This is a genomic window from Pseudomonas marginalis, from assembly GCF_900105325.1.
In the GTDB taxonomy this organism is placed as follows: domain Bacteria; phylum Pseudomonadota; class Gammaproteobacteria; order Pseudomonadales; family Pseudomonadaceae; genus Aquipseudomonas; species Aquipseudomonas marginalis.
In genome coordinates this window covers 345294-369139 of record NZ_FNSU01000004.1, presented here as the reverse complement: position 1 = coordinate 369139, position 23846 = coordinate 345294, and the positions used below count along the sequence as shown (strand labels likewise).

Sequence of the window (23846 nt, the reverse complement as noted above, 5' to 3'; positions counted from 1 at the left end):
ATTGGGCACAGCAGCAGCCATCGGTGCCGTGAACGCTATCCATAGCGCGACACCGAAGGACGAGAAAGTCCTTTTCATTGTTTGATTCCGTTATGAGTTGACGTTTAGCACGAGGGTTCGCGGACGCTCCAGCCATCCCCCCTGTTCATCGGGAAATAACTCGACCAGTTCGATATGGCCGTCATGAATCGCTGTAACTCGACCATGATCCGGACCCAGATAGTCGCCGACTGCCAGGCGGTGCACGGTTGAGGCCTGGCGCAGCAAGGCGAAGGTCTGCGCCCCACGGGACAACGTGCCGACCATCTCGAACTGATCCACTGGGTGGCCTTCCAAGGCTTCCCGCGGGCGAGCGAGGTCCGGCGCAGCGGCCGTCCGCCCTGGCGCGCGGTCGACTTGCAGGGCAATGGGCTGGAACGGATCGCGAATACCAGAAGCACCGTATACAAAGGGTTGCCTTTGCATGACAGCCGCGTCCCGCTTGATGCCTTGTCGCTCATGCCAATAAGTCTTGGCCAGCAGATCAAGGTGCAGCAGTTTGCCGTCACGTCGCATGGCAATATCGTGCGCCGTGGCGATTCGCGAAAGGCCGCCCAGGGCACTCACAAACGTCGCCAGGTCGTGATAGGTACCGGTGGCGCCGATGCGAACGGGCTGTTCGTGATAGAACGGCCTAGACAGCTTATCCAGCGGAGTGACGCTCTCAATCACCAAACCGTTGGCCAGCGCCATCCTGGCGATGTCCTCAAGAAAGCCGGGCATTTCGGACTCTTCGGGCATTTGCTGCAAAAGCCTGCCGACCTTCTCCTGCATAAGCTGGACCTGGCGAGCCCGCTCTTCAAGATCGGCAGCCAGGACGGCCTTTTCCGCGAGTTGCTGCTGCAAGCCCACTTCCTGCACCTCGACCTCGCGCAAGCGCTCCCGCGACGGGCTGAGGTACACAAGGTCGCCCAACAGCATCACTACGCCGGCCAGCGCGCAGCCCAGCAAGATCCTGCCAGGTAAGGGCCATTTGGCAGCATTGTGAGTCAGCGCGGAAAATTCGAGCCAGGACCGGCTCATGGCTGGGCCTCGGAAGACTCTTCCTGGCCCACCATCAACTGGAATTCAGTGTTGCCGCGAGCGCCTTCGGTCCGTACATGCTGCAGGCGAGTGGCGTGGGCGCCTTCGGATGCCTCCAGGCGACGCATCAGTTGGGCAATATCCTGGCTGGATTCAGCACTGCCGCTGATACTCACCGTATCGCCTTTCGCCACGACCTCATGCAAATGCACACCGTCGGGCACCGCACGGGCCAACTGATCCAGCAGCTGTGCACCGGCGGAGCGATTATCGTGCAGGTCCTGCACGACTTTCATCCGCTCCGCCAGTTGCTGGCTTTGCACCTGGAGGTCATCAATGGTCTCGATACGCGAGTCCAGGACGCCGACGTCCTTGCGCACATGATCGTTTCGCGTCACCTGCCGGTCGATCGCCTGGTCGATCACCTGGTCCGCCAGCCACACCGTCGCGAGCGCCACACAGGCAAACGCCACCAGCAGTATCAGGAAATATTTACGCCGCCGCTCAACCAGCGCCTGGCGCCAAGGCAAAAGATTGATTCGTGTCATCCAGCGAAACTCCTCAGGGCCAACCCGCAAGCGACTCCCATCCCAGGGGCATCCACGATCCACTGGGCACCATCGACTCGATGACCCGGCATGAAGCTGGCGAAATCCTGACGGCAAGCGCGCGCCAATGCAAACCCTTCGACATCCACCACCCTGGGCACCAGCCCCGCCAGGGCCAACACGGCTTCACGAACCTCGACGTGCTCCTTCAGACACGCCGCCAGCAACACCTCGACCTGCGCGGAATCCTGCGTCGACGGCCCCTGGACCTGAAAGTCCAGCGCCACCTCGTCCAGTGGGTAGGGAATGTATTGCTCTGCCTCCACCTGGATCCTCCGGGCCATTTCGTCGTCGCCAAGCCCCGCCTGCATTTCGATGACCCGTGTAATGACCGAAGGACCGGAAACGGCGACTGCCGCCTGCCTGGCTGACGTGCGCAGCCGGGAGAGCGCCATGTACAGCGCATGGCCTATGCCTTCCAGGTCCAGCCAGACGCCGTCGACTACCGCCTGGGCCGGCAGCGCCTGTGTGGCGTAGCCCTGCACGGTGTAACGGTTGGCTGAACAGCTCAGCTCTACCAACTTGATCCCTGCCTCATTGATGTCGACGCCAAGGACGGTGTCGACTTTGCGCCTGAAAAATCCCTTTCCCATAAAACTCCCCAAAGCTTTGCCTGTCTTAACGCCTGATTGCCGCCGGAAGCCCTGCATTCGGTCGACTTGTTGAGCCGGCGCGAATGACGCCCCAAGGCGAAAAATGCTTTAATGCCCAGCGTTTTTCCCCGCTTTTTATCTGCAGCTCGGGTCGATCCATCGTTTGCCATGCATGCCCCGACGCGTAACCCATTCTTTTCTCTGGAAATCCAAAAGCCTTGATCCGTCTGCTGAAGTTTTTCGGGTACTCCATTGTCGCGATCGTCTGCGGGCTGCTGCTCGTACTCAGCGGGGCCTACCTCTACCTTAGTCCGGGTTTACCCTCCGTAGAGGCCCTCAGAAGTATCCAGTTGCAGATTCCTTTGCGGGTCTACAGCAGCGATGAAAAGCTGATCGCGGAGTTCGGCGAAATGCGCCGCACACCGATCCGTTTTGCCGACATTCCACCTAATTTCATCAGCGCATTGCTGTCGGCCGAAGACGATAATTTTGCCAACCACTATGGCGTCGACCCCAGCAGCCTGGTGCGTGCGGCCACGCAACTGGTAAAAAGCGGACACATTCAATCCGGCGGCAGCACCATCACCATGCAGGTGGCGAAGAACTTCTTCCTCACCAGCGAGCGCAGTTTTTCGCGCAAAGCCACTGAAATCCTGCTGGCATTGCAGATCGAACGTCAGCTGACCAAGGACGAGATCCTCGAGCTGTACGTCAACAAGATCTACCTGGGCAACCGTGCCTACGGGATCGAGGCGGCCTCGCAGGTCTACTACGGCAAGTCGATTCGTGACGCCAGCCTGGCGCAGATGGCGATGATTGCCGGCCTGCCCAAGGCCCCTTCGCGCTTCAACCCCCTGGCCAACCCGGCGCGCAGCAAAGAGCGCCGCGACTGGATCCTGGGGCGCATGTACAAGTTGGGCAAGATCGACCAGGCCGCCTATGAAAGTGCGGTGGCCGAGCCATTGAACGCCAGCTACCACGTGCCGACGCCGGAGGTGAATGCCCCGTATATCGCTGAAATGGCGCGTGCGGAGATGGTCGGTCGTTACGGCAGCGAGGCCTACACCGAAGGCTTCCGCGTGACCACGACGGTTCCGAGCGACTTGCAGGACATCGCCAATGACTCCGTGCATTCCGGCCTGACCACCTACGACCAGCGCCACGGCTACCGAGGCCCTGAGTCGCGCCTGCCAGGCAAGACCCTGAGCGCCTGGACGGCCGAGCTGGGCAAACAGCGTGCGATCAGCGGCCTGGAACCGGCCATCGTCACCCAGGTGAAGAAAGATGGCGTACAGGTACTGACCCGCACCGGCGAAGCCCACGTGGCCTGGGACAGCATGAAATGGGCACGCCCGTTCCTGAACACCAACAGCATGGGCCCGATGCCGAAGCAACCGTCGGATGTCGCGCAAGTGGGTGACCTGATCCGCGTGCAACGCCAGAAGGACGACAGCCTGAAATTCAGCCAGGTGCCGCTGGCCCAGGGCGCACTGGTATCGCTGGACCCGCAGAACGGTGCAATCCGCGCCCTGGTGGGTGGCTTCGCGTTCGAGCAGAGCAACTACAACCGGGCCACCCAGGCCAAGCGCCAGCCAGGCTCGAGCTTCAAGCCGTTCATCTACAGCGCCGCCCTGGATAACGGCTACACCGCCGCCAGCCTGGTCAACGATGCACCCATCGTGTTCGTCGACGAGTACCTGGACAAAGTCTGGCGCCCCAAGAACGACACCAACACCTTCCTCGGCCCGATCCGTATCCGCGAGGCGCTGTACAAGTCGCGCAACCTGGTGTCGATCCGCTTGCTTCAGGCGATGGGTGTAGGCAAGACCATCGACTACATCACGCGCTTTGGCTTCAACAAGTCGGACCTGCCGCCGAACCTGTCCCTGGCCTTGGGTACCGCGACCCTCACGCCGATGGAAATCGCCACTGGCTGGAGCACCTTTGCCAACGGCGGCTACAAGATCGCGCCGTACCTGATCGACAAGATCGAAAGCCGCAACGGCGACACCCTGTTCACCGCCAACCCACCACGTGTGCCGGGTGATGTGGTCAACGGCATCGCTGCGACGGATGGCCTGGCGGCGCCAGGCAATGGCGGCATCACCATCGAGCCGACCCCAGGCACCGCGCCAGCCACCAACCCCGCTGCAACCGAACCGCAGGCACCCGCCGTGGCCGAGCGCATTGTGGATGGCCGTACCACCTATATCCTCAACAGCATCCTCGAAGACGTAATCAAGAAGGGTACCGGCCGTCGCGCCCTGGCCTTGGGCCGCGCAGATATCGCGGGCAAGACTGGTACCACCAACGAATCCAAGGACGCCTGGTTCTCCGGCTATAACGCCGACTACGTGACCACCGTGTGGACCGGCTACGACCAGCCGGAAAGCCTTGGCCGCCGCGAGTTCGGCGGCACCGTCGCGCTGCCGATCTGGATGAGCTACATGGGCGCCGCCCTGAAAGACAAGCCGCTGCACACCCAACCGGAGCCGGAAGGCATCCTCAGCCTGCGGATCGACCCGATCAGTGGCCGTGCGGCCTCGCCGAGCACGCCGAATGCGTACTTCGAACTATTCAAGAGCGAAGACACGCCGCCGTCGGTCAATGAGCTGGGCAACGGCGTCGTACCGGGCAGCCCGTTGCCGGCGGATGAGGCGGCGCCGATCGATCTCTTTTAGAGAGCGGCAAGCTGTCAGCTACAAGAACTGCGATGTGCCGCTCTTGAACTTGCCGCTTGCAGCTTGAAACTTCCCCATAAAAAAACCCGGCGTTCTGAGCCGGGTTTTTTTATGGGTCTACGGCTTAGCCGTTGAACACATCATCCACGCTTTGCAGCGGGTAGTTTTTCGGATACGGCAGGGTGGCCACACCGGTCTCGATCGCGGCCTTGGCCACGGCATCGGAGATCAGGGTGATCAGGCGCTTATCCATTGGTTTCGGGATGATGTACTCACGACCGAATTCCAGCTTGGCGCCACCGTAGGCGTCGCACACATCCTGAGGCACCGGCAGCTTGGCCAGTTCACGCAGGGCGTTGGCGGCAGCCACTTTCATCTCTTCGTTGATGCGCTTGGCGCGAACGTCCAGGGCACCACGGAAGATGAACGGGAAGCCCAATACGTTGTTGACCTGGTTCGGGTAGTCCGAACGACCGGTGGCCATGATCACGTCGTCGCGGGTGGCGTGGGCCAGTTCCGGGGCGATTTCCGGATCAGGGTTGGAGCAGGCGAACACGATCGGGTTGGCCGCCATGGACTTCAGGCCTTCAGCGCTCAGCAGGTTCGGGCCGGACAGGCCGACGAACACGTCGGCACCGTTCAGGGCGTCAGCCAGGGTACGCTTGGAGGACGGGTGGGCAAACATCGCCTTGTACTGGTTCAGGTCGGTACGCTCGGACTGGATCACGCCCTTGCTGTCGACCATATAGATGTTTTCCAGCTTGGCGCCCATGCTGACGATCAGCTTCATGCAGGAGATGGCCGCAGCGCCGGCGCCCAGGCAGACGATCTTGGCGTCAGCCAGGGTCTTGCCGGCGATTTCCAGGGCGTTGATCATGCCGGCCGCGGTGACGATCGCGGTGCCGTGCTGGTCATCGTGGAATACCGGAATGTCGCACTGCTCGATCAGGGCCTTTTCGATCTCGAAGCACTCAGGTGCCTTGATGTCTTCCAGGTTGATGCCACCGAAGGTGATGGAGATGCGCTTGACCGTGTCGATGAAAGCCTGCGGGCTCTCGGAATCGACTTCGATATCGAAAACGTCGATGCCGGCGAAGCGCTTGAACAGCACGCCCTTACCTTCCATGACTGGCTTGGAGGCCAGTGGGCCGAGGTTACCCAGGCCGAGAATCGCGGTGCCATCGGAAATCACTGCAACCAGGTTGCCTTTGCCGGTGTACTTGTACGCCAGTTCGGGGTCGCGGGCGATTTCACGTACGGGCTCGGCCACGCCAGGGCTGTAGGCCAGCGACAGGTCGCGGGCGGTGGCGGTGGCTTTGGTGAGCTCTACACTCAGCTTTCCTGGACGAGGATGGGCATGATATTCGAGAGCGGCAGTTTTCAAATCAGACATATCGGCATTCCGCTTTTACTGTTGGTCGACGGACCGCCGAGGATACTCGTGTCGTAAAGTCCCTACAAGACTGGGCAGTCACAGGTGTCAAGGGCCCTGCACTAAGACTTTCGGCCAAGAGCCACGGGATACAAGGGCTCAACTGTTCACAATCGAATTAAAAAATGTCTACAATTTTTTCTCAGTGCGTCGATTTGAGCATGCTTGGATCGGTCAACGGCAGAAGCCAGCGCGCCTGACCTTTTTTCAGCCCGCCACGTCGCGAGCGATCCTGTACCCAGCCCCGCGCCTCAACAGTGCGGCCTTGCAGACCATTGAGCCCGACAGCGTCGAATTGACTGACCAGAGCAGGCGAGACACGTAATACCAATGATCCCTGCATTTCAATCCAGATACCGCCGCGATTGCGCTTTACCTGGCTGACCCGGCCACTGACCACGGCAAACCCGGAGCGCTTGAGCTGCGCCACAGACTGTACCGGCGATTGGCGCCACAGGCCCAGGCGCGCGCTACGGGCGCTGTTTTCAGCCGCCTGCTGACAGGCGACGAGATCGACATTCGGCGCCACGCCAACCTGGAACCCCAGGCCCTCGGCCAACAGTCGCGCCTCCAGGTTCTCGCCGTCGGCACCATAGAGGTGGGCCAGGGTGCGACCGTAATGATCCTTGCGCTCACGCCCCGGCACCAGGCCGACACGACCACCGCTGGCACCCACCAATGCCTGCAGGCGTTGACGCGCGGCGACCGCGAAAGGCTCGTCGGCGCGCCCCTTCTTGCCTGTTTCCGGGGCATTGATACCGATCATCCGCACACTGCGGCCATCCTTGAGGCGCACCGTGTCGCCATCCACCACCCGCTGCACTTCCACGCGGGCCAGGGCCGTCGGCGCCGGGCAGAATACCTCGGCCTGCACGGCCGTCACCCAAATTACAGGCACAAAAAAGGCGCCCGCAAGGGACGCCTTTTTCAACAGCTGGCAAAAGCCCATAAGGCTTTTGAGCCTTACTCTGCTGGAGTAGCAGCAGGCTTCTTGCCGAAAGCACCAAAGCGATCTGCGAAGCGCTGTACACGGCCGCCGGTGTCCAGAGTTTTCTGCTTACCGGTGTAGAACGGGTGGCACTCGTTGCATACGTCAGTACCCAGTGGCTTGCACAGGTTCGAGCGAGTTTCGAACTTGTTGCCGCAGCTGCAGGTCACTTCGATGGTTTCGTACGCTGGATGGATATCGGCTTTCATGGTGACTTCCTCGGGCTAGCGTGCCGCCACTCGACACTATTGTCGAATACCGCACGTAATTAGGCCGCGGATTCTACCAGACCTTTTTAAACGCGCAAGCGGCGACACCCATCGCGTGTCAACATAAAAGCACCTTTCATCAGAAAACTGGCGGCTACCCCAAGCCTCCCCCGGTCTGCTAGGCTCCCGCCCCTGCGCCACCGCCTGCCTTTATAGATGAGACCTCTCGCGTGCCCGACGCCATTTTGCGCCTAGCCCTGCCCTCGCCCCTGCGCCGCCTGTTCGACTACCGGGCCCCGGCCGGTGTGCTGCGTGCGCAGTTGCAGCCGGGCATGCGCGTGCGCGTGCCGTTTGGCCGTCGAGAGATGATCGGCATCCTGGTGGAAGTCGCCGACCACAGTGAAGTGCCGGCCGAGAAGCTCAAGCCGGCCATCGCCATGCTCGATGCCACGCCGCCGTTGCCGCCCGCGCTGTTCAAGCTGTGCCTGTGGACCGCCCAGTATTACCAGCACAGCCTCGGTGACACGTTGAGCTGGGCACTGCCGGTGCTGTTGCGCCAGGGTGAACTGGCCGAAACGCGCCAGGAACGCTTCTGGTCGACGGTGCCCGGCGCACGCCTCGACGACCCACGCATCGCCCGCGCCCCGCGCCAGCGTGAAGCCCTGGCAACCCTGGCCCAGCACCCCCATGGCGTCGCCCATCAGCTATTGAGCAAGCTGATGCTGAGCAAGGACAGCCTCGACCTGTTGCTGGCCAAGGGCTTGGTGCAGGTGGAAATCCGCAGGCACGCCCCCGACCCGCGCCACGAACACTGGCTGGCCCAGCCCGAACTGCCGCTGAACCCTGAACAACGCGCCGCCTATGAAGCGATTCGCGCAGGTTTCGACAGCTTCCATGCGTTCCTGCTGGCGGGCGTCACCGGCAGCGGCAAGACCGAAGTCTATTTGCAGCTGATCCGCGAAACCCTGCAGGCCGGCAAACAGGCACTGGTGCTGATCCCCGAGATCAACCTGGGCCCGCAGACCCTGGCGCGCTTCGAACAGCGTTTCAATGCGCGCATCGCCCTGGTGCACTCGGCGGTCAATGACCGTGAGCGCCTGGAGTCGTGGCTGGCGGCGCGGGATGGCGAAGCCGACATTATTATCGGCACCCGCTCGGCGCTGTTCACGCCGATGAAAAACCCCGGGCTGATCATCATCGACGAGGAACACGACGGCTCCTATAAGCAACAGGAAGGCCTGCGCTACCACGCCCGCGACCTGGCGCTGGTGCGCGCACGCCAGGAAGACATCCCGATTGTGCTGGGCTCGGCCACACCCTCCCTGGAAAGCCTGCACAATGCCTACACCGGTCGTTACGGGCTGCTGCGCCTGAACGAGCGCGCCGGCGGCGCCAAGCAACCCCGTTTCCTGCGCCTGGACGTAAAAAGCCGGCCGCTGGACAGCGGCATTTCCGGGCCGATGCAACAAGCCATCGGCCAGACCCTGGCGGCCGGCCAGCAGGTCTTGGTGTTTCTCAACCGCCGAGGCTTTGCACCGACGCTGCTGTGCCATGACTGCGGCTGGATGTCCGAGTGCGAGCGTTGCGATGCGCGCATGACCGTGCACCAGCGCCATGGCGAACTACGTTGCCACCATTGCGGCCATGTGGAACGTGTACCGCGCCATTGCCCGCAGTGCGGCAAGGTCGACCTGCGCCCGGTGGGTGCAGGCACCGAGCGCGCCGAGGAGCGCCTGGGGATTCTGTTCCCGGACTACCCGGTTTTGCGGGTCGACCGCGACAGCACCTCGCGCAAGGACGCGATGAACCAACTGTTCGCCACCATCCAGAAGGGCCAGCCGTGCATCCTCGTGGGTACACAGATGCTCGCCAAAGGGCACCACTTCCCACGGGTGACCCTGGTGTCGATCCTGGATGCCGACGGCGGCCTGTTCTCCGGCGACTTCCGCGCCAGCGAGCGCATGGCGCAGTTGATCGTGCAGGTCGCCGGCCGCGCCGGGCGTGCCGAAGAGCCGGGCAAGGTGATTATCCAGACCCACCTGGCCGACCATCCGCTGCTGATTCAACTGACCGAACAAGGCTACTTTGCCTTCGCCGAACAGGCGCTGAGCGAACGTCGCTCCGCCGGCCTGCCGCCCTTTGCGCACCTGGCGCTGTTGCGCGCCGAAGCCCATAAACCAGGGCAGGCCGAGGGTTTTCTGGATGAAGCCTGCAGCGCCGCCGAACGCTTGCTCGGCGAGCTGGGGCTGAGCGGCATCGAACTGCTCGGACCGGTACCCGCGCCCATGGAGCGTCGTGCCGGGCGTTATCGTGCCCAGCTACTCTTGCAGGCCACGTCCCGCGCACCGTTGCATCGGCTATTAAGTAGCTGGTTACTTGCGCTGGAGCAAATGCCCAGTGGCCGCCAGGTGCGATGGTCGTTGGATGTAGACCCGGTAGATTTGTATTAAGCCTGGCCATAGGTCCCGCGAAGGTTGGCAAGCCCGCCCTCGCCACGGATAATGCCCAGTTTTTCCACCTGCGCATCGCGCGCCGCCGCTTGCGGTCGAAAGAGAACACCATGAAAGACACCATTCGCCAGCTGATCCAACAAGCCCTCACCCAACTCGTCAACGAAGGTGTGTTGCCTGAAGGCCTGACGCCGGCGATCCAGGTGGAAAACACCCGCGACAAGACCCACGGCGACTTCGCCAGCAACATCGCGATGATGCTGTCCAAGCCGGCCGGCATGAAACCGCGCGACCTGGCGGAAAAAATCATCGCCGCGCTGCCTGCCGACGAGAGCGTTACCAAGGCCGAAATCGCCGGCCCGGGCTTTATCAACTTCTTCCAGAACACCCAGGCCCTGGCTTCACGCCTGGATGCGGCACTGGCCGACGCCAGGATCGGCGTACGCAAGGCCGGCCCGGCTCAGCGCGTGGCCATCGACCTGTCGGCACCCAACCTGGCCAAGGAGATGCATGTCGGTCACCTGCGCTCGACCATCATCGGCGACGGCGTGGCCCGGGTACTGGAGTTTCTCGGCGACACCGTGATCCGCCAGAACCACGTGGGCGACTGGGGCACCCAGTTCGGCATGCTGATGGCCTACCTGCAGGAAAACCCGATCACCAGCAACGAGCTGTCGGACCTGGAGAACTTCTACCGCGCCGCCAAGAAGCGTTTCGACGAATCCGAAGAGTTCGCCGACCGCGCGCGCGGCCTGGTGGTCAAGCTGCAAGCCGGCGACAAGGAATGCCTGGAACTGTGGGGCCGCTTCCGCGAGATCTCGCTGTCCCACTGCCAGGAAATCTACGAACTGCTCAACGTCAAGCTGACCATGGCCGATGTAATGGGCGAAAGCGCCTACAACGACGACCTGATCAACGTGGTCAACGACCTCAAGGCCAAGGGCCTGTTGGTGGAGAGCAACGGCGCGCAGTGCGTGTTCCTCGAAGAATTCAAGACCGCCGACGGCGAGCCGCTGCCGGTGATCATCGTCAAGGCCGATGGCGGCTACCTCTACGCCACCACCGACCTCGCGGCCGTGCGCTACCGTAGTGGCGTGCTCAAGGCCGACCGTGCGCTGTATTTCGTCGACCAGCGCCAGGCCCTGCACTTCCAACAGGTGTTCGAAGTGGCACGTCGCGCCGGTTTCGTCACCCATCCGATGCACATGGAGCACATGGGCTTCGGCACCATGAACGGCGCCGATGGCCGCCCGTTCAAGACCCGCGACGGCGGCACCGTCAAGCTGATCGACCTGCTCAACGAAGCCCAGGACCGCGCCTACAACCTGGTGAAGGAAAAGAACCCGGAGTTGGCGGAGGCCGACCTGCGCAATATTGCCCGCGTGGTGGGTATTGGCGCGGTGAAATACGCCGACCTGTCCAAGCACCGCACCAGCGACTACAGCTTCAACTTCGAACTGATGCTCAACTTCGAGGGCAACACCGCGCCGTACCTGCTGTACGCCTACACCCGCGTGGCCGGTGTGTTCCGAAAGCTGGGCAAGGACTTCAGCGAAGTCGAAGGCCGGATCGTGCTGGACGCGCCCCATGAACAGGAGCTGGCCGCCAAGCTCGCGCAGTTCGGCGAAGTGCTGAACAGCGTCGGCGAGAAAGGCACGCCGCATATCCTGTGCACCTACCTGTACGAAGTCGCCGGGTTGTTCTCCAGCTTCTACGAGAACTGCCCGATCCTCACCGCCGACGACGAAGCCCAGAAGCAAAGTCGCCTGCGCCTCGCCGCACTGGCTGGACGGACCCTCAAGCAAGGCCTGGAACTGTTGGGCCTGGAAACTCTGGAGCGTATGTAAGTTGGCTGCCAAGAAAAAACCTGCACCCAAGCGCGGCGCCAGCCGCTACCAGGCCCCGGCGAAGAAGCCGATCCCGGGTTGGTTGTGGATGGCGATCGGCCTTACGGTCGGCGCGTTCATTGTGTTCCTGATGAAGCTGGACCCAGGCCAGGGCGATGACGTCAAACGGGTCAAGCAGGAACAGCAGAAGGCCACGAAAATGGCTGAAGCCAACAAGACTGCGCCGAGCCCGACGGCACCGGTAAAGCCGAAGTACGATTTCTATACGCTGCTGCCGGAATCGGAAGTCATCGTGCCGCCTGACGCCGTGCCGGAGAAAACCCTGCCGACGCCGCAAGTGCCGACCACCCCGGTAACCCCTGCGGAAGCGGCGAAAATCGACACGGCGCGGGCCCAGGCGGCGTTGGCCGGGATTACTCCGCCGCCAGCACCACCGGTTGCCGAAACCAAGGCCGCGCCGGTGACCAAGTTCTTCCTGCAGGCGGGCTCGTTCCCGAAGCAGGCGGATGCGGATCGTGTGCGTGCGCAGATCATTCTGCTGGGCCAGACGGTGACGGTGGAGTCCGGCACGGTGAAGGACGCAACCTGGTATCGCGTGCTGGTGGGGCCGTTCAGCAACCGCGAACAGCTGACCGTGGCGCAGAAGCAATTGGCCGGCGCCGGGTTTAGCAACCTGTTGTTACAACAGCGCCAGAGCCGCTGATTCAAACTCAACACCGATCAAAATGTGGGAGGGGGCTTGCCCCCGATAGCGGTGTATCAGTCACCGAAAATATTGACTGATCTACCGCCATCGGGAGCAAGCCCCCTCCCACATTTGGTTTTGCAGCGCCCTGAAATGTGTGTCAGACCGATAAACACCACTCGTCCGCCTTAAACCCCCACGGTTGAAATCCCCCCCGCCACCCCCATATGAGTTTCCATCAGGGCATTTTCGCCCCGCTGCGTGGAGACTCTCCCCTTGACCACCATCGTTTCAGTACGTCGCCACGGCAAAGTCGTCATGGGCGGCGACGGCCAGGTTTCCCTGGGCAATACCGTGATGAAAGGCAACGCCAAGAAAGTCCGTCGCCTGTACCACGGCCAGGTCCTCGCCGGGTTTGCCGGTGCCACCGCCGACGCCTTCACCCTCTTCGAGCGTTTCGAAGGCCAGCTGGAAAAACACCAGGGCCACCTCGTACGCGCCGCGGTCGAACTCGCCAAGGAATGGCGCACCGACCGCTCCCTCAGCCGCCTGGAAGCCATGCTGGCCGTCGCCAACAAAGATGCGTCCCTGATCATCACCGGTAACGGCGATGTGGTTGAGCCTGAACATGGCCTGATCGCCATGGGCTCCGGCGGTGGTTATGCACAAGCCGCAGCCAGCGCACTGTTGAAGAAAACCGACCTGTCGGCCCGCGAAATCGTCGAGACTGCCCTGGGCATCGCCGGCGACATCTGCGTGTTCACCAACCACAACTTCACCATTGAGGAGCAGGACCTCGCCGAGTAAGCCGTAGGCTTATTCCCGCTTGAGGCCGCCAAACACTATGTCCATGACTCCCCGCGAAATCGTCCATGAACTCAATCGCCATATCATCGGCCAGGACGATGCCAAGCGCGCGGTTGCCATCGCGCTGCGTAACCGCTGGCGCCGGATGCAACTGCCCGAAGAATTGCGCGTTGAAGTAACACCGAAGAACATCCTGATGATCGGCCCGACCGGCGTCGGTAAAACCGAGATCGCGCGACGCCTGGCCAAGCTGGCCAACGCGCCGTTCATCAAGGTCGAAGCGACCAAGTTCACCGAAGTCGGCTATGTGGGCCGCGATGTCGAGTCGATCATTCGTGATCTGGCCGACGCTGCCCTGAAGCTGCTGCGCGAGCAGGAAATGACCAAGGTCAGCCACCGCGCCGAAGACGCCGCCGAAGAACGCATCCTCGACGCCCTGCTGCCACCGGCGCGCATGGGCTTCAACGAAGACGCCGCACCGGCCTCGGATTCCAACACCCGCCAGCTGTTCCGCAAGCGCCTGCGTGAAGGCCAGCTGGATGACAAGGAAATCGAGATCGAAGTCGCTGAAGTCTCTGGCGTCGACATTTCCGCACCGCCTGGCATGGAAGAAATGACCAGCCAGTTGCAGAACCTGTTCGCCAACATGGGCAAGGGCAAGAAGAAAAGCCGCAAGCTCAAGGTCAAGGACGCGCTGAAGCTGGTGCGCGATGAAGAAGCCGGACGCCTGGTCAACGACGAAGAGCTCAAGGCCAAGGCCCTGGAAGCCGTTGAGCAGCATGGCATCGTGTTTATCGACGAGATCGACAAGGTCGCCAAGCGCGGCAACTCCGGCGGCGTCGATGTATCCCGCGAAGGTGTGCAGCGCGACCTGCTGCCGCTGATCGAAGGCTGCACCGTCAATACCAAGCTGGGCATGGTCAAGACCGACCACATCCTGTTTATCGCTTCGGGTGCGTTCCACCTGAGCAAGCCAAGCGACCTGGTGCCCGAGCTGCAAGGCCGCCTGCCGATTCGCGTAGAGCTCAAGGCGCTGACCCCCGGCGACTTCGAGCGCATCCTCAGCGAACCCCATGCGTCGCTCACCGAGCAGTACCGTGAGCTGCTGAAAACCGAAGGGCTGGGCATCGAGTTCCTGCCGGACGGCATCAAGCGCCTGGCGGAGATTGCCTGGCAGGTCAACGAGAAGACCGAGAACATCGGTGCGCGCCGCCTGCACACCTTGCTTGAGCGCCTGCTTGAGGAAGTGTCCTTCAGCGCCGGCGACATGGCCGGGGCGCAGAATGGCGTAGCGATCAAGATCGACGCCGACTACGTCAACAGCCACCTGGGTGAATTGGCGCAGAACGAGGACTTGTCACGGTACATTCTGTAAGCCGCAAGCTGTAAGCTACAAGCCGCAAGTTGAGCACATTCAACTCGCAGCTTGTAGCTTGCAGCCCAAGGTGTCCCCAATGCCGAAATTCCCCACCGCTGTTAATTTGCACAAAACCTCCAACACCCTCGGCCTCACCTATGGGCCCGGCGAGGTCTACCAGTTGCCCGCCGAACTGCTGCGGGTGCATTCGCCTTCCGCCGAGGTCCAGGGCCACGGCAAACCCATCCTGCAATTCGGCAAGCTCAACGTGCGCCTGACCAAGATCGAACCGGCCGGCCAGTACGCACTGAAATTGACCTTCGACGATGGCCATGACAGCGGACTGTTCACCTGGGACTACCTCTACCAATTGGCCGTGCGTCAGGACGCGTTGTGGGCCGATTATCTTGCCGAGCTCAAGGCAGCCGGCAAAACCCGCGATCCGAGCGAGTCGGTCGTGCGGCTGATGCTCTAGTCCAGGCTTCTTGCTCTTTAGAGGGCATTTTCTAATTTCATCTGCTTGAATGCCCTGTCGCGTGGCCAACGATTGGCCCGCTTGCGAAAAAAATTAAACTCGGGTAACCAATGGAACTGGCAAGTTCCCTGCATTTGACGATGCGGTATCAACGGTCACCCGAGTCGCAGTACCTGGCTTGTGTTGTGTATCGAAACCTGGTGCGCAGCGGTACCCGGTACTCGTCTTTCGGACAATGGAGCGTCGTAGATGAGTAACAAGAACAACGATGACTTGAAACGCCAGGCCTCGGAAAACACCCTGGGGCTCAACCCGATCATCGCGTTACGTAAAAAGGATTTACTGGCCTCGGCCAAGATGGTGCTGACCCAAGCCATCAAGCAACCGTTGCACAGCGTCAAGCACGTCGCCCACTTTGGCGTTGAATTGAAGAACGTGATGTTCGGCAAATCGCAGCTGCAACCCGAAAGCGATGACCGTCGCTTTCACGACCCAGCCTGGAGCCAGAACCCGCTCTACAAACGCTACCTGCAAACCTACCTGGCGTGGCGCAAGGAACTGCACGACTGGATCGGCGACAGTAACCTGTCGGACCAGGACATCAGCCGCGGCCACTTCGTGATCAACCTGATGACCGAAGCCATGGCTCCTACCAACAGCGCGGCCAACCCGGCGGCGGTCAAACGCTTCTTTGAAACCGGCGGCAAGAGCCTGCTCGACGGCCTGTCGCACCTGGCCAAGGACATGGTGCACAACGGCGGCATGCCGAGCCAGGTCAACATGGGCGCGTTCGAAGTGGGCAAGACCCTGGGCATCACCGAAGGGGCGGTGGTATTTCGCAACGACGTGCTGGAGCTGATCCAGTACAAGCCGATCACCGAACAGGTGCACGAACGCCCGTTGCTGGTGGTACCGCCGCAGATCAACAAATTCTATGTATTCGACCTGAGCCCGGAAAAGAGCCTGGCGCGCTTCTGCCTGCGCAATGGGCAGCAGACCTTTATCGTCAGTTGGCGCAACCCGACCAAGGCCCAGCGCGAATGGGGCCTGTCGACCTATATCGAGGCGCTCAAGGAAGCGGTCGATGTAGTCACGGCAATCACCGGAAGCAAGGATATCAACATGCTCGGCGCCTGCTCCGGCGGAATAACCTGCACCGCCCTGCTGGGCCACTACGCGGCGCTGGGTGAGAAGAAGGTCAACGCCCTGACCCTGCTGGTGAGTGTGCTGGACACCACCCTGGACACCCAGGTGGCGCTGTTCGTGGATGAGCAGACCCTGGAAGCGGCCAAGCGCCACTCCTACCAGGCCGGCGTGCTGGAAGGCCGCGACATGGCCAAGGTGTTTGCCTGGATGCGTCCCAACGACCTGATCTGGAACTACTGGGTGAACAACTACCTGCTGGGCAATGAGCCGCCGGTGTTCGACATCCTGTTCTGGAACAACGACACCACGCGCTTACCGGCGGCGTTCCATGGCGACCTGATCGAACTGTTCAAAAACAACCCGCTCGTGCGCGCCAATGCCCTGGAAGTGTGCGGCACGCCGATCGACCTCAAGCAGGTCACGGCCGACATCTATTCACTGGCCGGCACCAACGACCACATCACCCCCTGGCAGTCGTGCTACAAGTCGGCACAGCTGTTTGGTGGCAAAGTGGAATTCGTGCTGTCGAGCAGCGGGCATATCCAGAGCATCCTCAACCCGCCCGGTAACCCCAAGGCGCGCTACCAGACCAGCGACAGCCTGGCGGGCAAGCCACTGGAGTGGCAGGAGAATGCGACCAAGCACACTGATTCGTGGTGGTTGCATTGGCAGGTGTGGCAAGCGGAACGTGCGGGCAAGCTGAAGAAGGCACCGACGGTATTAGGCAACAAGACGTACGCCGCAGCCGAAGCGGCGCCGGGTACCTATGTGCATGAACGCTAGTCCTGTAGGAGCGAGCTTGCTCGCGAAAGGCTCAAGATCAACACGGGACATCAGCTATCCCGCGTTATCGTTGACGACCTTCGCGAGCAAGCTCGCTCCTACAAGGGATTGAAGTACCTATCGAAGGGTTCCCCCATGCCGCAACCGTTCATCTTCCGTACCATCGACCTGGATGGCCAGACCATCCGCACGGCGGTACGCCCGGGCAAGCCCCACTTGACGCCGTTGCTGATCTTCAACGGCATCGGCGCCAACCTTGAGCTGGTGTTTCCGTTCGTCCAGGCCCTGGACCCGGACCTGGAAGTGATCGCCTTCGATGTGCCGGGCGTGGGTGGCTCCTCGACGCCCAACCGACCCTATCGATTTCCCGGCCTGGCCAAGCTCACCGCACGCATGCTGGACTACCTGGACTATGGCCAGGTGAATGCGGTGGGCGTGTCCTGGGGTGGCGCGTTGGCGCAGCAGTTTGCCTATGACTACCCGGAGCGCTGCAAGAAGCTGATCCTGGCGGCGACCGCTGCCGGGGCCTTTATGGTGCCGGGCAAGCCGAAGGTGCTGTGGCTGATGGCGAGCCCCCGGCGTTATATCCAGCCGTCCCACGTGGTGCGCATTGCACCGATGATTTATGGCGGTTCGTTCCGCCGCGATTCGAAACTGGCCGCCGAGCACGCGAGCAAAGTGCGCTCGGCCGGCAAGCTGGGCTACTACTGGCAACTGTTCGCGGGGTTGGGCTGGACCAGCATCCACTGGCTGCACAAGATCCGCCAGCCCACCCTGGTGCTGGCCGGGGACGACGACCCGCTGATCCCGCTGGTCAACATGCGCATGCTGGCCTGGCGCATTCCCAACGCACAGTTGCACATCATCGATGACGGCCACCTGTTCCTGATCACCCGGGCTGAAGCCGTGGCGCCGATCATCATGAAGTTTCTCGAGGAGGAGCGCATGCGGGCCGTGATTCACCCGCGACCAGCGGTGTAAGGAGCACACCGCCGCGCAACTTGCCGAGAACCGACTATGGTTCTGAATTGGCGTGCCTGTTGATGGCTTGACGAAGGAGTGTTGGCTCATGCGAGAAAGACCCGTGACGAACCCGGCGCCCACCCCTGCCGCGTTCATCAACGCACAAAACGCGATCACCGGCCTGCGCGGTCGGGATTTGCTGTCGACCTTGCGCAGCGTTGCCGCCCACGGCTGGCGCAACCCGGTGCATACCGCCCGTCACGCCCTGGCCCTGGGCAGTCAACTGGGTCGTGTGCTGCTGGGTGAGACCGTGCACGAGCCCAACCCACGGGACAGCCGCTTCAGCGACCCGACCTGGACGCTCAACCCGTTCTACCGACGCAGCCTGCAAGCCTATTTGAGCTGGCAGAAGCAGACCCGCCAGTGGATCGATGACAGCTCACTGAGCGCCGACGACCGCGCCCGCGCACACTTTGCCTTCGCCTTGATCAACGACGCCGTGTCGCCCTCCAACACCCTGCTCAACCCGCTGGCCGTCAAGGAGCTGCTCAACTCCGGCGGCAACAGTGTGGTGCGCGGCGTGAGCAACCTGTTCGACGACCTGCTGCACAACAACGGCCTGCCGCGCCAGGTGAGCAAACAGGCCTTTGAAGTCGGCAAGACCGTGGCCACCACCCCAGGCTCGGTGGTATTTCGCAATGAGCTGCTGGAGTTGATCCAATACAAGCCCATGAGCGAAAAACAGTACGCCAGGCCGCTGCTGATCGTGCCGCCGCAAATCAACAAGTACTACATCTTCGACCTGAGCCCGGCCAATAGCTTCGTGCAGTACGCCCTCAAGAACGGCCTGCAGACCTTCATGGTCAGCTGGCGCAACCCGGATGTACGCCACCGCGAATGGGGCCTGTCCACCTATGTGGCGGCGCTGGAGGAAGCGCTCAATGTCTGTCGGGCCATCACCGGCGCCCGCGAGGTCAACCTGATGGGCGCCTGCGCCGGTGGCCTGACCATCGCCGCCCTGCAAGGCCACTTGCAAGCCAAGCGCCAGCTGCGTCGTATCTCCAGCGCCAGCTACCTGGTGAGCCTGCTGGACAGCCAGATAGACAGCCCCGCCATGCTGTTCGCCGATGAGCAAACCCTCGAGGCGGCCAAGCGTCGTTCCTACCAGCAAGGAGTGCTGGACGGCCGCGACATGGCCAAGGTGTTCGCCTGGATGCGCCCCAACGACCTGATCTGGAACTACTGGATCAACAATTACCTGCTGGGCAAGAAACCGCCGGCCTTCGACATTTTGTACTGGAACAACGACAACACGCGCCTGCCCGCCGCACTGCATGGCGACCTGCTCGATTTCTTCAAGCACAACCCGCTGAGCCATCCCGGCGGCCTGGAAGTGTGCGGCACGCCCATCGACCTGCAGAAGGTCACGGTGGACAGCTTCAGCGTGGCCGGGATCAACGACCACATCACGCCGTGGGACGCGGTGTATCGCTCCACGCAATTGCTGGGTGGCGAGCGGCGCTTCGTGCTGTCCAACAGCGGGCATATCCAGAGCATCCTCAACCCGCCGGGCAACCCCAAGGCCAACTACGTCGAAAACCCCAAGCTGAGCAGCGACCCGCGTGCCTGGTACTACGACGCCAACCACGTCGAAGGCAGTTGGTGGCCGCAGTGGCTGGCGTGGATCCAGCAGCGCTCGGGCGTACAGCGCGAAACCCTCACCGCCCTGGGCAACCAGAACTATCCACCGATGGAAGCGGCGCCCGGCACCTACGTGCGAGTGCGCTGAGCTCAACGATCAGATTAAGAAGACTGGATGAAGACCCGCGACCGTATCCTTGAATGTGCCTTGCAGTTGTTCAACCAGAAGGGCGAGCCGAACGTGTCGACCATGGAGGTGGCCAATGAAATGGGGATCAGCCCCGGCAACCTCTACTACCACTTCCATGGCAAGGAGCCACTGGTGCTCGGGCTGTTCGAGCGCTTCCAGGGCGAATTGGCGCCGCTGCTCGACCCGCCGGCGGACGCGCAACTGCTGGCCCAGGATTACTGGCTGTTCCTGCACCTGATCGTCGAACGCATGGCCCAATACCGGTTTTTGTTCCAGGACCTGTCGAACCTGGCGGGGCGCCTGCCGAAACTGGCCAAGGGCATTCGCAACCTGCTGACCGCACTCAAGCGCACCCTCGCGTCCTTGCTGGCGCGCCTGAAGGCGGACGGGCAACTGGTCAGTGACACCCAGGCGCTGGGCCAGTTGGTGGAGCAGATCACCATGACCCTGCTGTTCTCCCTGGACTACCAACGCATTCTCGACCGTGAGGGCGAGGTGCGGGTGGTGGTGTATCAGGTCATGATGCTGGTGGCGCCGCATCTGCTACCTGCGGCGCGGCAGGCCACGGAGCGATTGGCGCTGCGCTATCTGGACGATCATGTTTAAGCATTATCCGAAAACCTGCGGCTGACATTTGAGCCGAATCAATCAAACTCCCCGAATTGCTGGGTAAACTTGAACAACTCACTGTCATTCTTGATTCCCAATTTTCTATAAGCCGATTGTTTCTGCGTACTGATCGTACTCGCACTGCGTGAGAACTTTGCGGCAATCGAATTCACCGACATTCCATCCAGAAAACACCGCAGCACCTCCTGTTCTTTAGGCGTAAGACAGGCGTGCAAGCGCAACGGCGTTGCATAGTCCATTTTCGACTTCATACTCACGACTTCCAGCATTGACTGCATGCCCTGCAAAGCAGGCACCATGCAAGGCTGCAGATAAATTCGACCTTGGGCGACGGTTCGAATAGCCGTGATCAACTCCGTCAGGTTCTGGGTTTTACCCAGGATTCCCCAACAGCCAGCCTTCAGCGACAGTGATACGGTAGCGGGCGTGTAATGCGAACAGACAATCAACGGCCGGCACTGGCTGAAGCGCCGGTTCAGCGCTTGTATAAGACTCAGGCCATCGTTGTCCGAAGGGGCCAGGATGAAGTCCATTACCACCACATCCGCCGGACGCCGCGCAAGGGCTTCCAGTAATTCCTTGGCCGTCCCGAAAGAGCCGACCACATGGAGGTCGGCCTCGTTGCTCAACCCCAACTCGATCCCCTGCCGAAGCATCGCATGGTCATCTAGCAGCATGACGGTATACGTGGTGGATATTGAAGTAGGCATAAATAAACCCGCATAAGTAAATACAACACCGCAACATTATTCGCTGCTGCGAGCACGGTATACCCTGCCCCATCAAGGGATCAACATAGCGGGGCAATAAGCGTTACCCCTTCAGCAACATCCTACAGATAATTCCCAGTACTACAGACAATTCCTAAGTTAACTCGATTATTTTTCGAACTATCACGAGATAAAACTCGCCACTTCGCTATAGATGCCATCTGGCACTGCACGCCAAATTATATAACCGCCATTAGAGACTAGTTCGAAACGAACTACAGATGCTGCTTTTTACCTGTGGCGGCTCTCGTTTATTAAAATCACGACCGGAATCATCATGAAATTTACCGCTATCTCCACCGCTGCAACACTGCTTGCCCTGACGGCTGCGTTATCACGGCCCGCATTCGCCACCAACGACGGGGTCATCAACTTCACGGGGTTGGTGACCGATGTGACCTGCACCGTCGAGGGTGCCGCACCTGGCACAGGCGCAGTGGTCAAGGACGTCAACCTGGGCGGCGTCTCTGCTTCACGCCTGGCAACCGCTGGCAGTCGCGCCAACCTCACCGGTTTCACCATTCGCATTGGCGGGCCCGGCGAAGGCAGTTGCACCAACGGCCGCACGGCCATGGTGGCTTTCGACCCAACCAGCCCAGCCATTGACGTCGCTACCGGCCGCTTGAACATCGACGGCTACGACGACCCTTCCGACACCACCAACGCCAAGAACGTACAGGTCGAAGTCACAAACCGCGACGGCTCGCCGATCAACGTCTACACCGAAAAATCCGAGGGCGTTGTGATCGCCGATAACCAGGCCATTATCCCGCTGGCAGCCCAAATGTACGCCAGCGGCGCCGCAACCGAAGGCACGGTGAAAACACGCGTCGGCTTCCTGGTCGAATACGCCGAGTAAGGGATAACACGTCTGCACACGCAGACCTCGAACCCAGGACCTGCAACTGCGTTGCGGGTCCGCCCCCAGACTCGAAGAGACTTCAAATGATTAAAAGAATGGCCCGCCGTGCTCTCGCCACCTGTGCCCTCGGGCTGCTGTCGCTGCACGCGCTCAACGCCCATGCCGGCATCATTGTCCATGGCACACGCGTGATCTACCCCGCTGAGCAGCAGGAGGTCGTTGTGCGCCTGGAGAATAAAGCCGATCGTCCGGCATTGGTACAGACCTGGCTGGATACGGGCGACCGAAACTCGACACCAGCGACTGCGCGGACTCCGTTCACCCTCTCACCGCCGATGTTTCGCATCGAACCGCACCAACAACAGGCATTGCGCCTGCGTTATTCCGGCGCCCCGTTGCCTACTGATCGCGAAAGCCTGTTCTGGTTGAACATATTCGAAGTGCCGCCGACTTCCGCCGACGCCGCGCAAAACAACCAGATCGAATTGTCGTTTCGCACTCGCTTGCGGGTCTTCCTGCGCCCACAAGGATTGCCATACCCCGTCAGCAGCGCGGCAACCAAACTGCAGTGGAAACTGGTCCCCCATAACCATGGGTTCGCCCTGCAAGCGACCAACCCCACGCCCTACCATATTTCGCTGGCATCGGTCGCGTTGCTGAGCGAAGGCAAACGGTTCAACAAGGCGCCGAGCCAGGCGGCCAATGACGGTCTGTTATTGCCGGCCGGAGACATGAAACTGTTTGCATTGCCCCAGTTGCGTATTCGTCCCAACGGCAACCCCCAGGTCGAGTTCGTTTCCGTCAGCGATTTTGGCGCCCGCGTGCAGCACACGGCGGCTGTCACCCTTTCGTCCGCAGGATAACCCGCAGCATGAACGCGACTTTGATCTCACATTGGCTAACCAGACTCAGCCTGTTGACGCTTGCACTGATCTGTCCCGTCATGGCGCAGGCAAGCGTTGTGATCAGCAGCACACGGATCATCTATCCGCAACAGGACAAGGAAGTCACAGTAAGGCTGGAAAGCAAGAATCAGGTACCCGTCCTGATGCAGGCATGGCTGGACAAGGGTGACGAGCACTCTACCCCGGACGCCGGCGGAATCCCCTTTGTTGTCACGCCGCCGATCTTTCGTATCGAGCCAGGCCGGCAACACGTCGTGCGCCTGGCATACACCGGCGAAACGCTGCCGTCTGCGCAGGAAAGCCTGTACTGGTTCAACTTACTCGAAGTGCCTTCGCAGGCCCAAGATGCCGACCAGGGTAACCAGTTGCAACTTGCCTTCCGCTCCAGGATCAAGGTGTTTCTCCGACCGCCCAGCCTGCCCTTTGCGGCCGAAGCCGCGCCGGCCAAATTGCAGTGGCGCAGCGTAACCACCGAGCACGGCCCGTCACTGGAGGTCTATAACCCGACCCCCTATTACGTGAATTTCGACAAGATCGAAGTGGTCGCGAAGGGGCAGCGCCATGCGCGCAAATCCGCCGCATCGAGCGGCGACAATATGGTGGCGCCCGATAGCCGCAACCACTTCCAGATTGCAGGGCTTGCGTCGTTGCGTACGGCCGAGATGACCGTGGAGTTCCAGACGCTCGACGACTTCGGGCTCACGATCCAGCACAGCGCCAAGGTGTCGCCATGATCGCCCCACCCTGAGTTCATCAGGGTCC

At 61.4% G+C, this 23846-nt stretch carries 21 protein-coding genes; 14 read left to right on the top strand and 7 right to left on the bottom strand.

What is annotated here, in order from left to right; all coding sequences use genetic code 11:
* Positions 1 to 90: 90 nt before the first annotated feature.
* The 3 genes from BLW22_RS32280 to pilM are packed head-to-tail and all read right to left on the bottom strand — an operon-like array spanning position 91 to position 2263.
* Positions 91 to 1062, bottom strand: coding sequence for a pilus assembly protein PilP (locus BLW22_RS32280; protein ID WP_065925711.1), 972 nt, complete (start codon positions 1060 to 1062; stop codon positions 91 to 93).
* Positions 1059 to 1610 carry a PilN domain-containing protein gene (locus tag BLW22_RS32275; protein WP_074848489.1) on the bottom strand — a complete coding sequence of 184 codons (552 nt, stop codon included), beginning with the start codon at positions 1608 to 1610 and terminating at the stop codon, positions 1059 to 1061. The genes BLW22_RS32280 and BLW22_RS32275 overlap by 4 nt, the downstream gene beginning before the upstream one ends.
* The gene (gene pilM / locus BLW22_RS32270) at positions 1607 to 2263 is read right to left on the bottom strand and encodes a type IV pilus biogenesis protein PilM (RefSeq protein ID WP_074848777.1); all 657 of its coding nucleotides are present in this window, start codon (positions 2261 to 2263) and stop codon (positions 1607 to 1609) included. The genes BLW22_RS32275 and pilM overlap by 4 nt, the downstream gene beginning before the upstream one ends.
* Before the next feature lie 221 nt (positions 2264 to 2484).
* On the opposite strand from pilM, the gene BLW22_RS32265 reads away from it, so the two are divergent.
* Positions 2485 to 4944 carry a penicillin-binding protein 1A gene (locus BLW22_RS32265; RefSeq protein ID WP_413038085.1) on the top strand — a complete coding sequence of 820 codons (2460 nt, stop codon included), beginning with the start codon at positions 2485 to 2487 and terminating at the stop codon, positions 4942 to 4944.
* 124 nt (positions 4945 to 5068) lie between these two features.
* Here the strand turns inward: BLW22_RS32265 and BLW22_RS32260 are convergent, their stop codons facing one another.
* From BLW22_RS32260 to rpmE, 3 genes are all read right to left on the bottom strand, one after another.
* Positions 5069 to 6337, bottom strand: coding sequence for a malic enzyme-like NAD(P)-binding protein (locus BLW22_RS32260; RefSeq protein WP_027605010.1), 1269 nt, complete (start codon positions 6335 to 6337; stop codon positions 5069 to 5071).
* A 181-nt stretch (positions 6338 to 6518) separates the two neighbouring features.
* The gene (locus BLW22_RS32255) at positions 6519 to 7325 is read right to left on the bottom strand and encodes a thermonuclease family protein (protein WP_074848486.1); all 807 of its coding nucleotides are present in this window, start codon (positions 7323 to 7325) and stop codon (positions 6519 to 6521) included.
* A gap of 14 nt (positions 7326 to 7339) precedes the next feature.
* Positions 7340 to 7573, bottom strand: a complete 234-nt coding sequence (gene rpmE / locus BLW22_RS32250; RefSeq protein ID WP_005784030.1) for a 50S ribosomal protein L31 — start codon at positions 7571 to 7573, stop codon at positions 7340 to 7342.
* 230 nt (positions 7574 to 7803) lie between these two features.
* On the opposite strand from rpmE, the gene BLW22_RS32245 reads away from it, so the two are divergent.
* The 10 genes from BLW22_RS32245 to BLW22_RS32200 all read left to right on the top strand — a co-directional run bounded on the left by BLW22_RS32245 (position 7804) and on the right by BLW22_RS32200 (position 20523).
* Positions 7804 to 10023 carry a primosomal protein N' gene (locus BLW22_RS32245; protein ID WP_074848484.1) on the top strand — a complete coding sequence of 740 codons (2220 nt, stop codon included), beginning with the start codon at positions 7804 to 7806 and terminating at the stop codon, positions 10021 to 10023.
* A 110-nt stretch (positions 10024 to 10133) separates the two neighbouring features.
* Positions 10134 to 11870: an arginine--tRNA ligase gene (gene argS / locus BLW22_RS32240; protein WP_027605013.1), complete on the top strand. Its 1737-nt coding sequence runs from the start codon at positions 10134 to 10136 to the stop codon at positions 11868 to 11870.
* A 1-nt stretch (position 11871) separates the two neighbouring features.
* A complete protein-coding gene (locus BLW22_RS32235) occupies positions 11872 to 12573 on the top strand; it encodes an SPOR domain-containing protein (RefSeq protein ID WP_027605014.1) in 702 nt (233 codons plus the stop codon).
* Between the two features lie 258 nt (positions 12574 to 12831).
* Positions 12832 to 13362: an ATP-dependent protease subunit HslV gene (gene hslV, locus BLW22_RS32230; protein ID WP_010563201.1), complete on the top strand. Its 531-nt coding sequence runs from the start codon at positions 12832 to 12834 to the stop codon at positions 13360 to 13362.
* Positions 13363 to 13399: 37 nt separating this feature from the next.
* On the top strand, positions 13400 to 14737 hold the full coding sequence (hslU, locus tag BLW22_RS32225; protein ID WP_027605015.1) for an ATP-dependent protease ATPase subunit HslU: 1338 nt from the start codon (positions 13400 to 13402) through the stop codon (positions 14735 to 14737).
* A 79-nt stretch (positions 14738 to 14816) separates the two neighbouring features.
* Positions 14817 to 15194: a gamma-butyrobetaine hydroxylase family protein gene (locus BLW22_RS32220; protein WP_074848482.1), complete on the top strand. Its 378-nt coding sequence runs from the start codon at positions 14817 to 14819 to the stop codon at positions 15192 to 15194.
* 249 nt (positions 15195 to 15443) lie between these two features.
* On the top strand, positions 15444 to 17123 hold the full coding sequence (gene phaC, locus BLW22_RS32215; RefSeq protein WP_065925717.1) for a class II poly(R)-hydroxyalkanoic acid synthase: 1680 nt from the start codon (positions 15444 to 15446) through the stop codon (positions 17121 to 17123).
* A gap of 135 nt (positions 17124 to 17258) precedes the next feature.
* Positions 17259 to 18104: a poly(3-hydroxyalkanoate) depolymerase gene (phaZ, locus tag BLW22_RS32210; RefSeq protein WP_027605018.1), complete on the top strand. Its 846-nt coding sequence runs from the start codon at positions 17259 to 17261 to the stop codon at positions 18102 to 18104.
* 88 nt (positions 18105 to 18192) lie between these two features.
* Positions 18193 to 19875 carry a class II poly(R)-hydroxyalkanoic acid synthase gene (gene phaC, locus BLW22_RS32205; RefSeq protein ID WP_065925718.1) on the top strand — a complete coding sequence of 561 codons (1683 nt, stop codon included), beginning with the start codon at positions 18193 to 18195 and terminating at the stop codon, positions 19873 to 19875.
* A gap of 27 nt (positions 19876 to 19902) precedes the next feature.
* Positions 19903 to 20523 carry a TetR/AcrR family transcriptional regulator gene (locus BLW22_RS32200; protein WP_074848480.1) on the top strand — a complete coding sequence of 207 codons (621 nt, stop codon included), beginning with the start codon at positions 19903 to 19905 and terminating at the stop codon, positions 20521 to 20523.
* Between the two features lie 38 nt (positions 20524 to 20561).
* Here BLW22_RS32200 and BLW22_RS32195 read toward each other — a convergent pair whose 3' ends face one another.
* Entirely contained in the window at positions 20562 to 21224 is a 663-nt protein-coding gene (locus tag BLW22_RS32195; RefSeq protein WP_065925846.1) for a response regulator transcription factor, read from the bottom strand.
* Between the two features lie 370 nt (positions 21225 to 21594).
* Between BLW22_RS32195 and BLW22_RS32190 the strand changes: the two genes are divergently transcribed.
* The 3 genes from BLW22_RS32190 to BLW22_RS32180 all read left to right on the top strand — a co-directional run bounded on the left by BLW22_RS32190 (position 21595) and on the right by BLW22_RS32180 (position 23818).
* The gene (locus BLW22_RS32190; RefSeq protein WP_065925847.1) at positions 21595 to 22176 is read left to right on the top strand and encodes a fimbrial protein; all 582 of its coding nucleotides are present in this window, start codon (positions 21595 to 21597) and stop codon (positions 22174 to 22176) included.
* A 98-nt stretch (positions 22177 to 22274) separates the two neighbouring features.
* Entirely contained in the window at positions 22275 to 23042 is a 768-nt protein-coding gene (locus BLW22_RS32185; protein WP_235865639.1) for a fimbrial biogenesis chaperone, read from the top strand.
* Between the two features lie 8 nt (positions 23043 to 23050).
* Positions 23051 to 23818: a fimbrial biogenesis chaperone gene (locus tag BLW22_RS32180; RefSeq protein WP_065925721.1), complete on the top strand. Its 768-nt coding sequence runs from the start codon at positions 23051 to 23053 to the stop codon at positions 23816 to 23818.
* Positions 23819 to 23846: the final 28 nt, after the last annotated feature.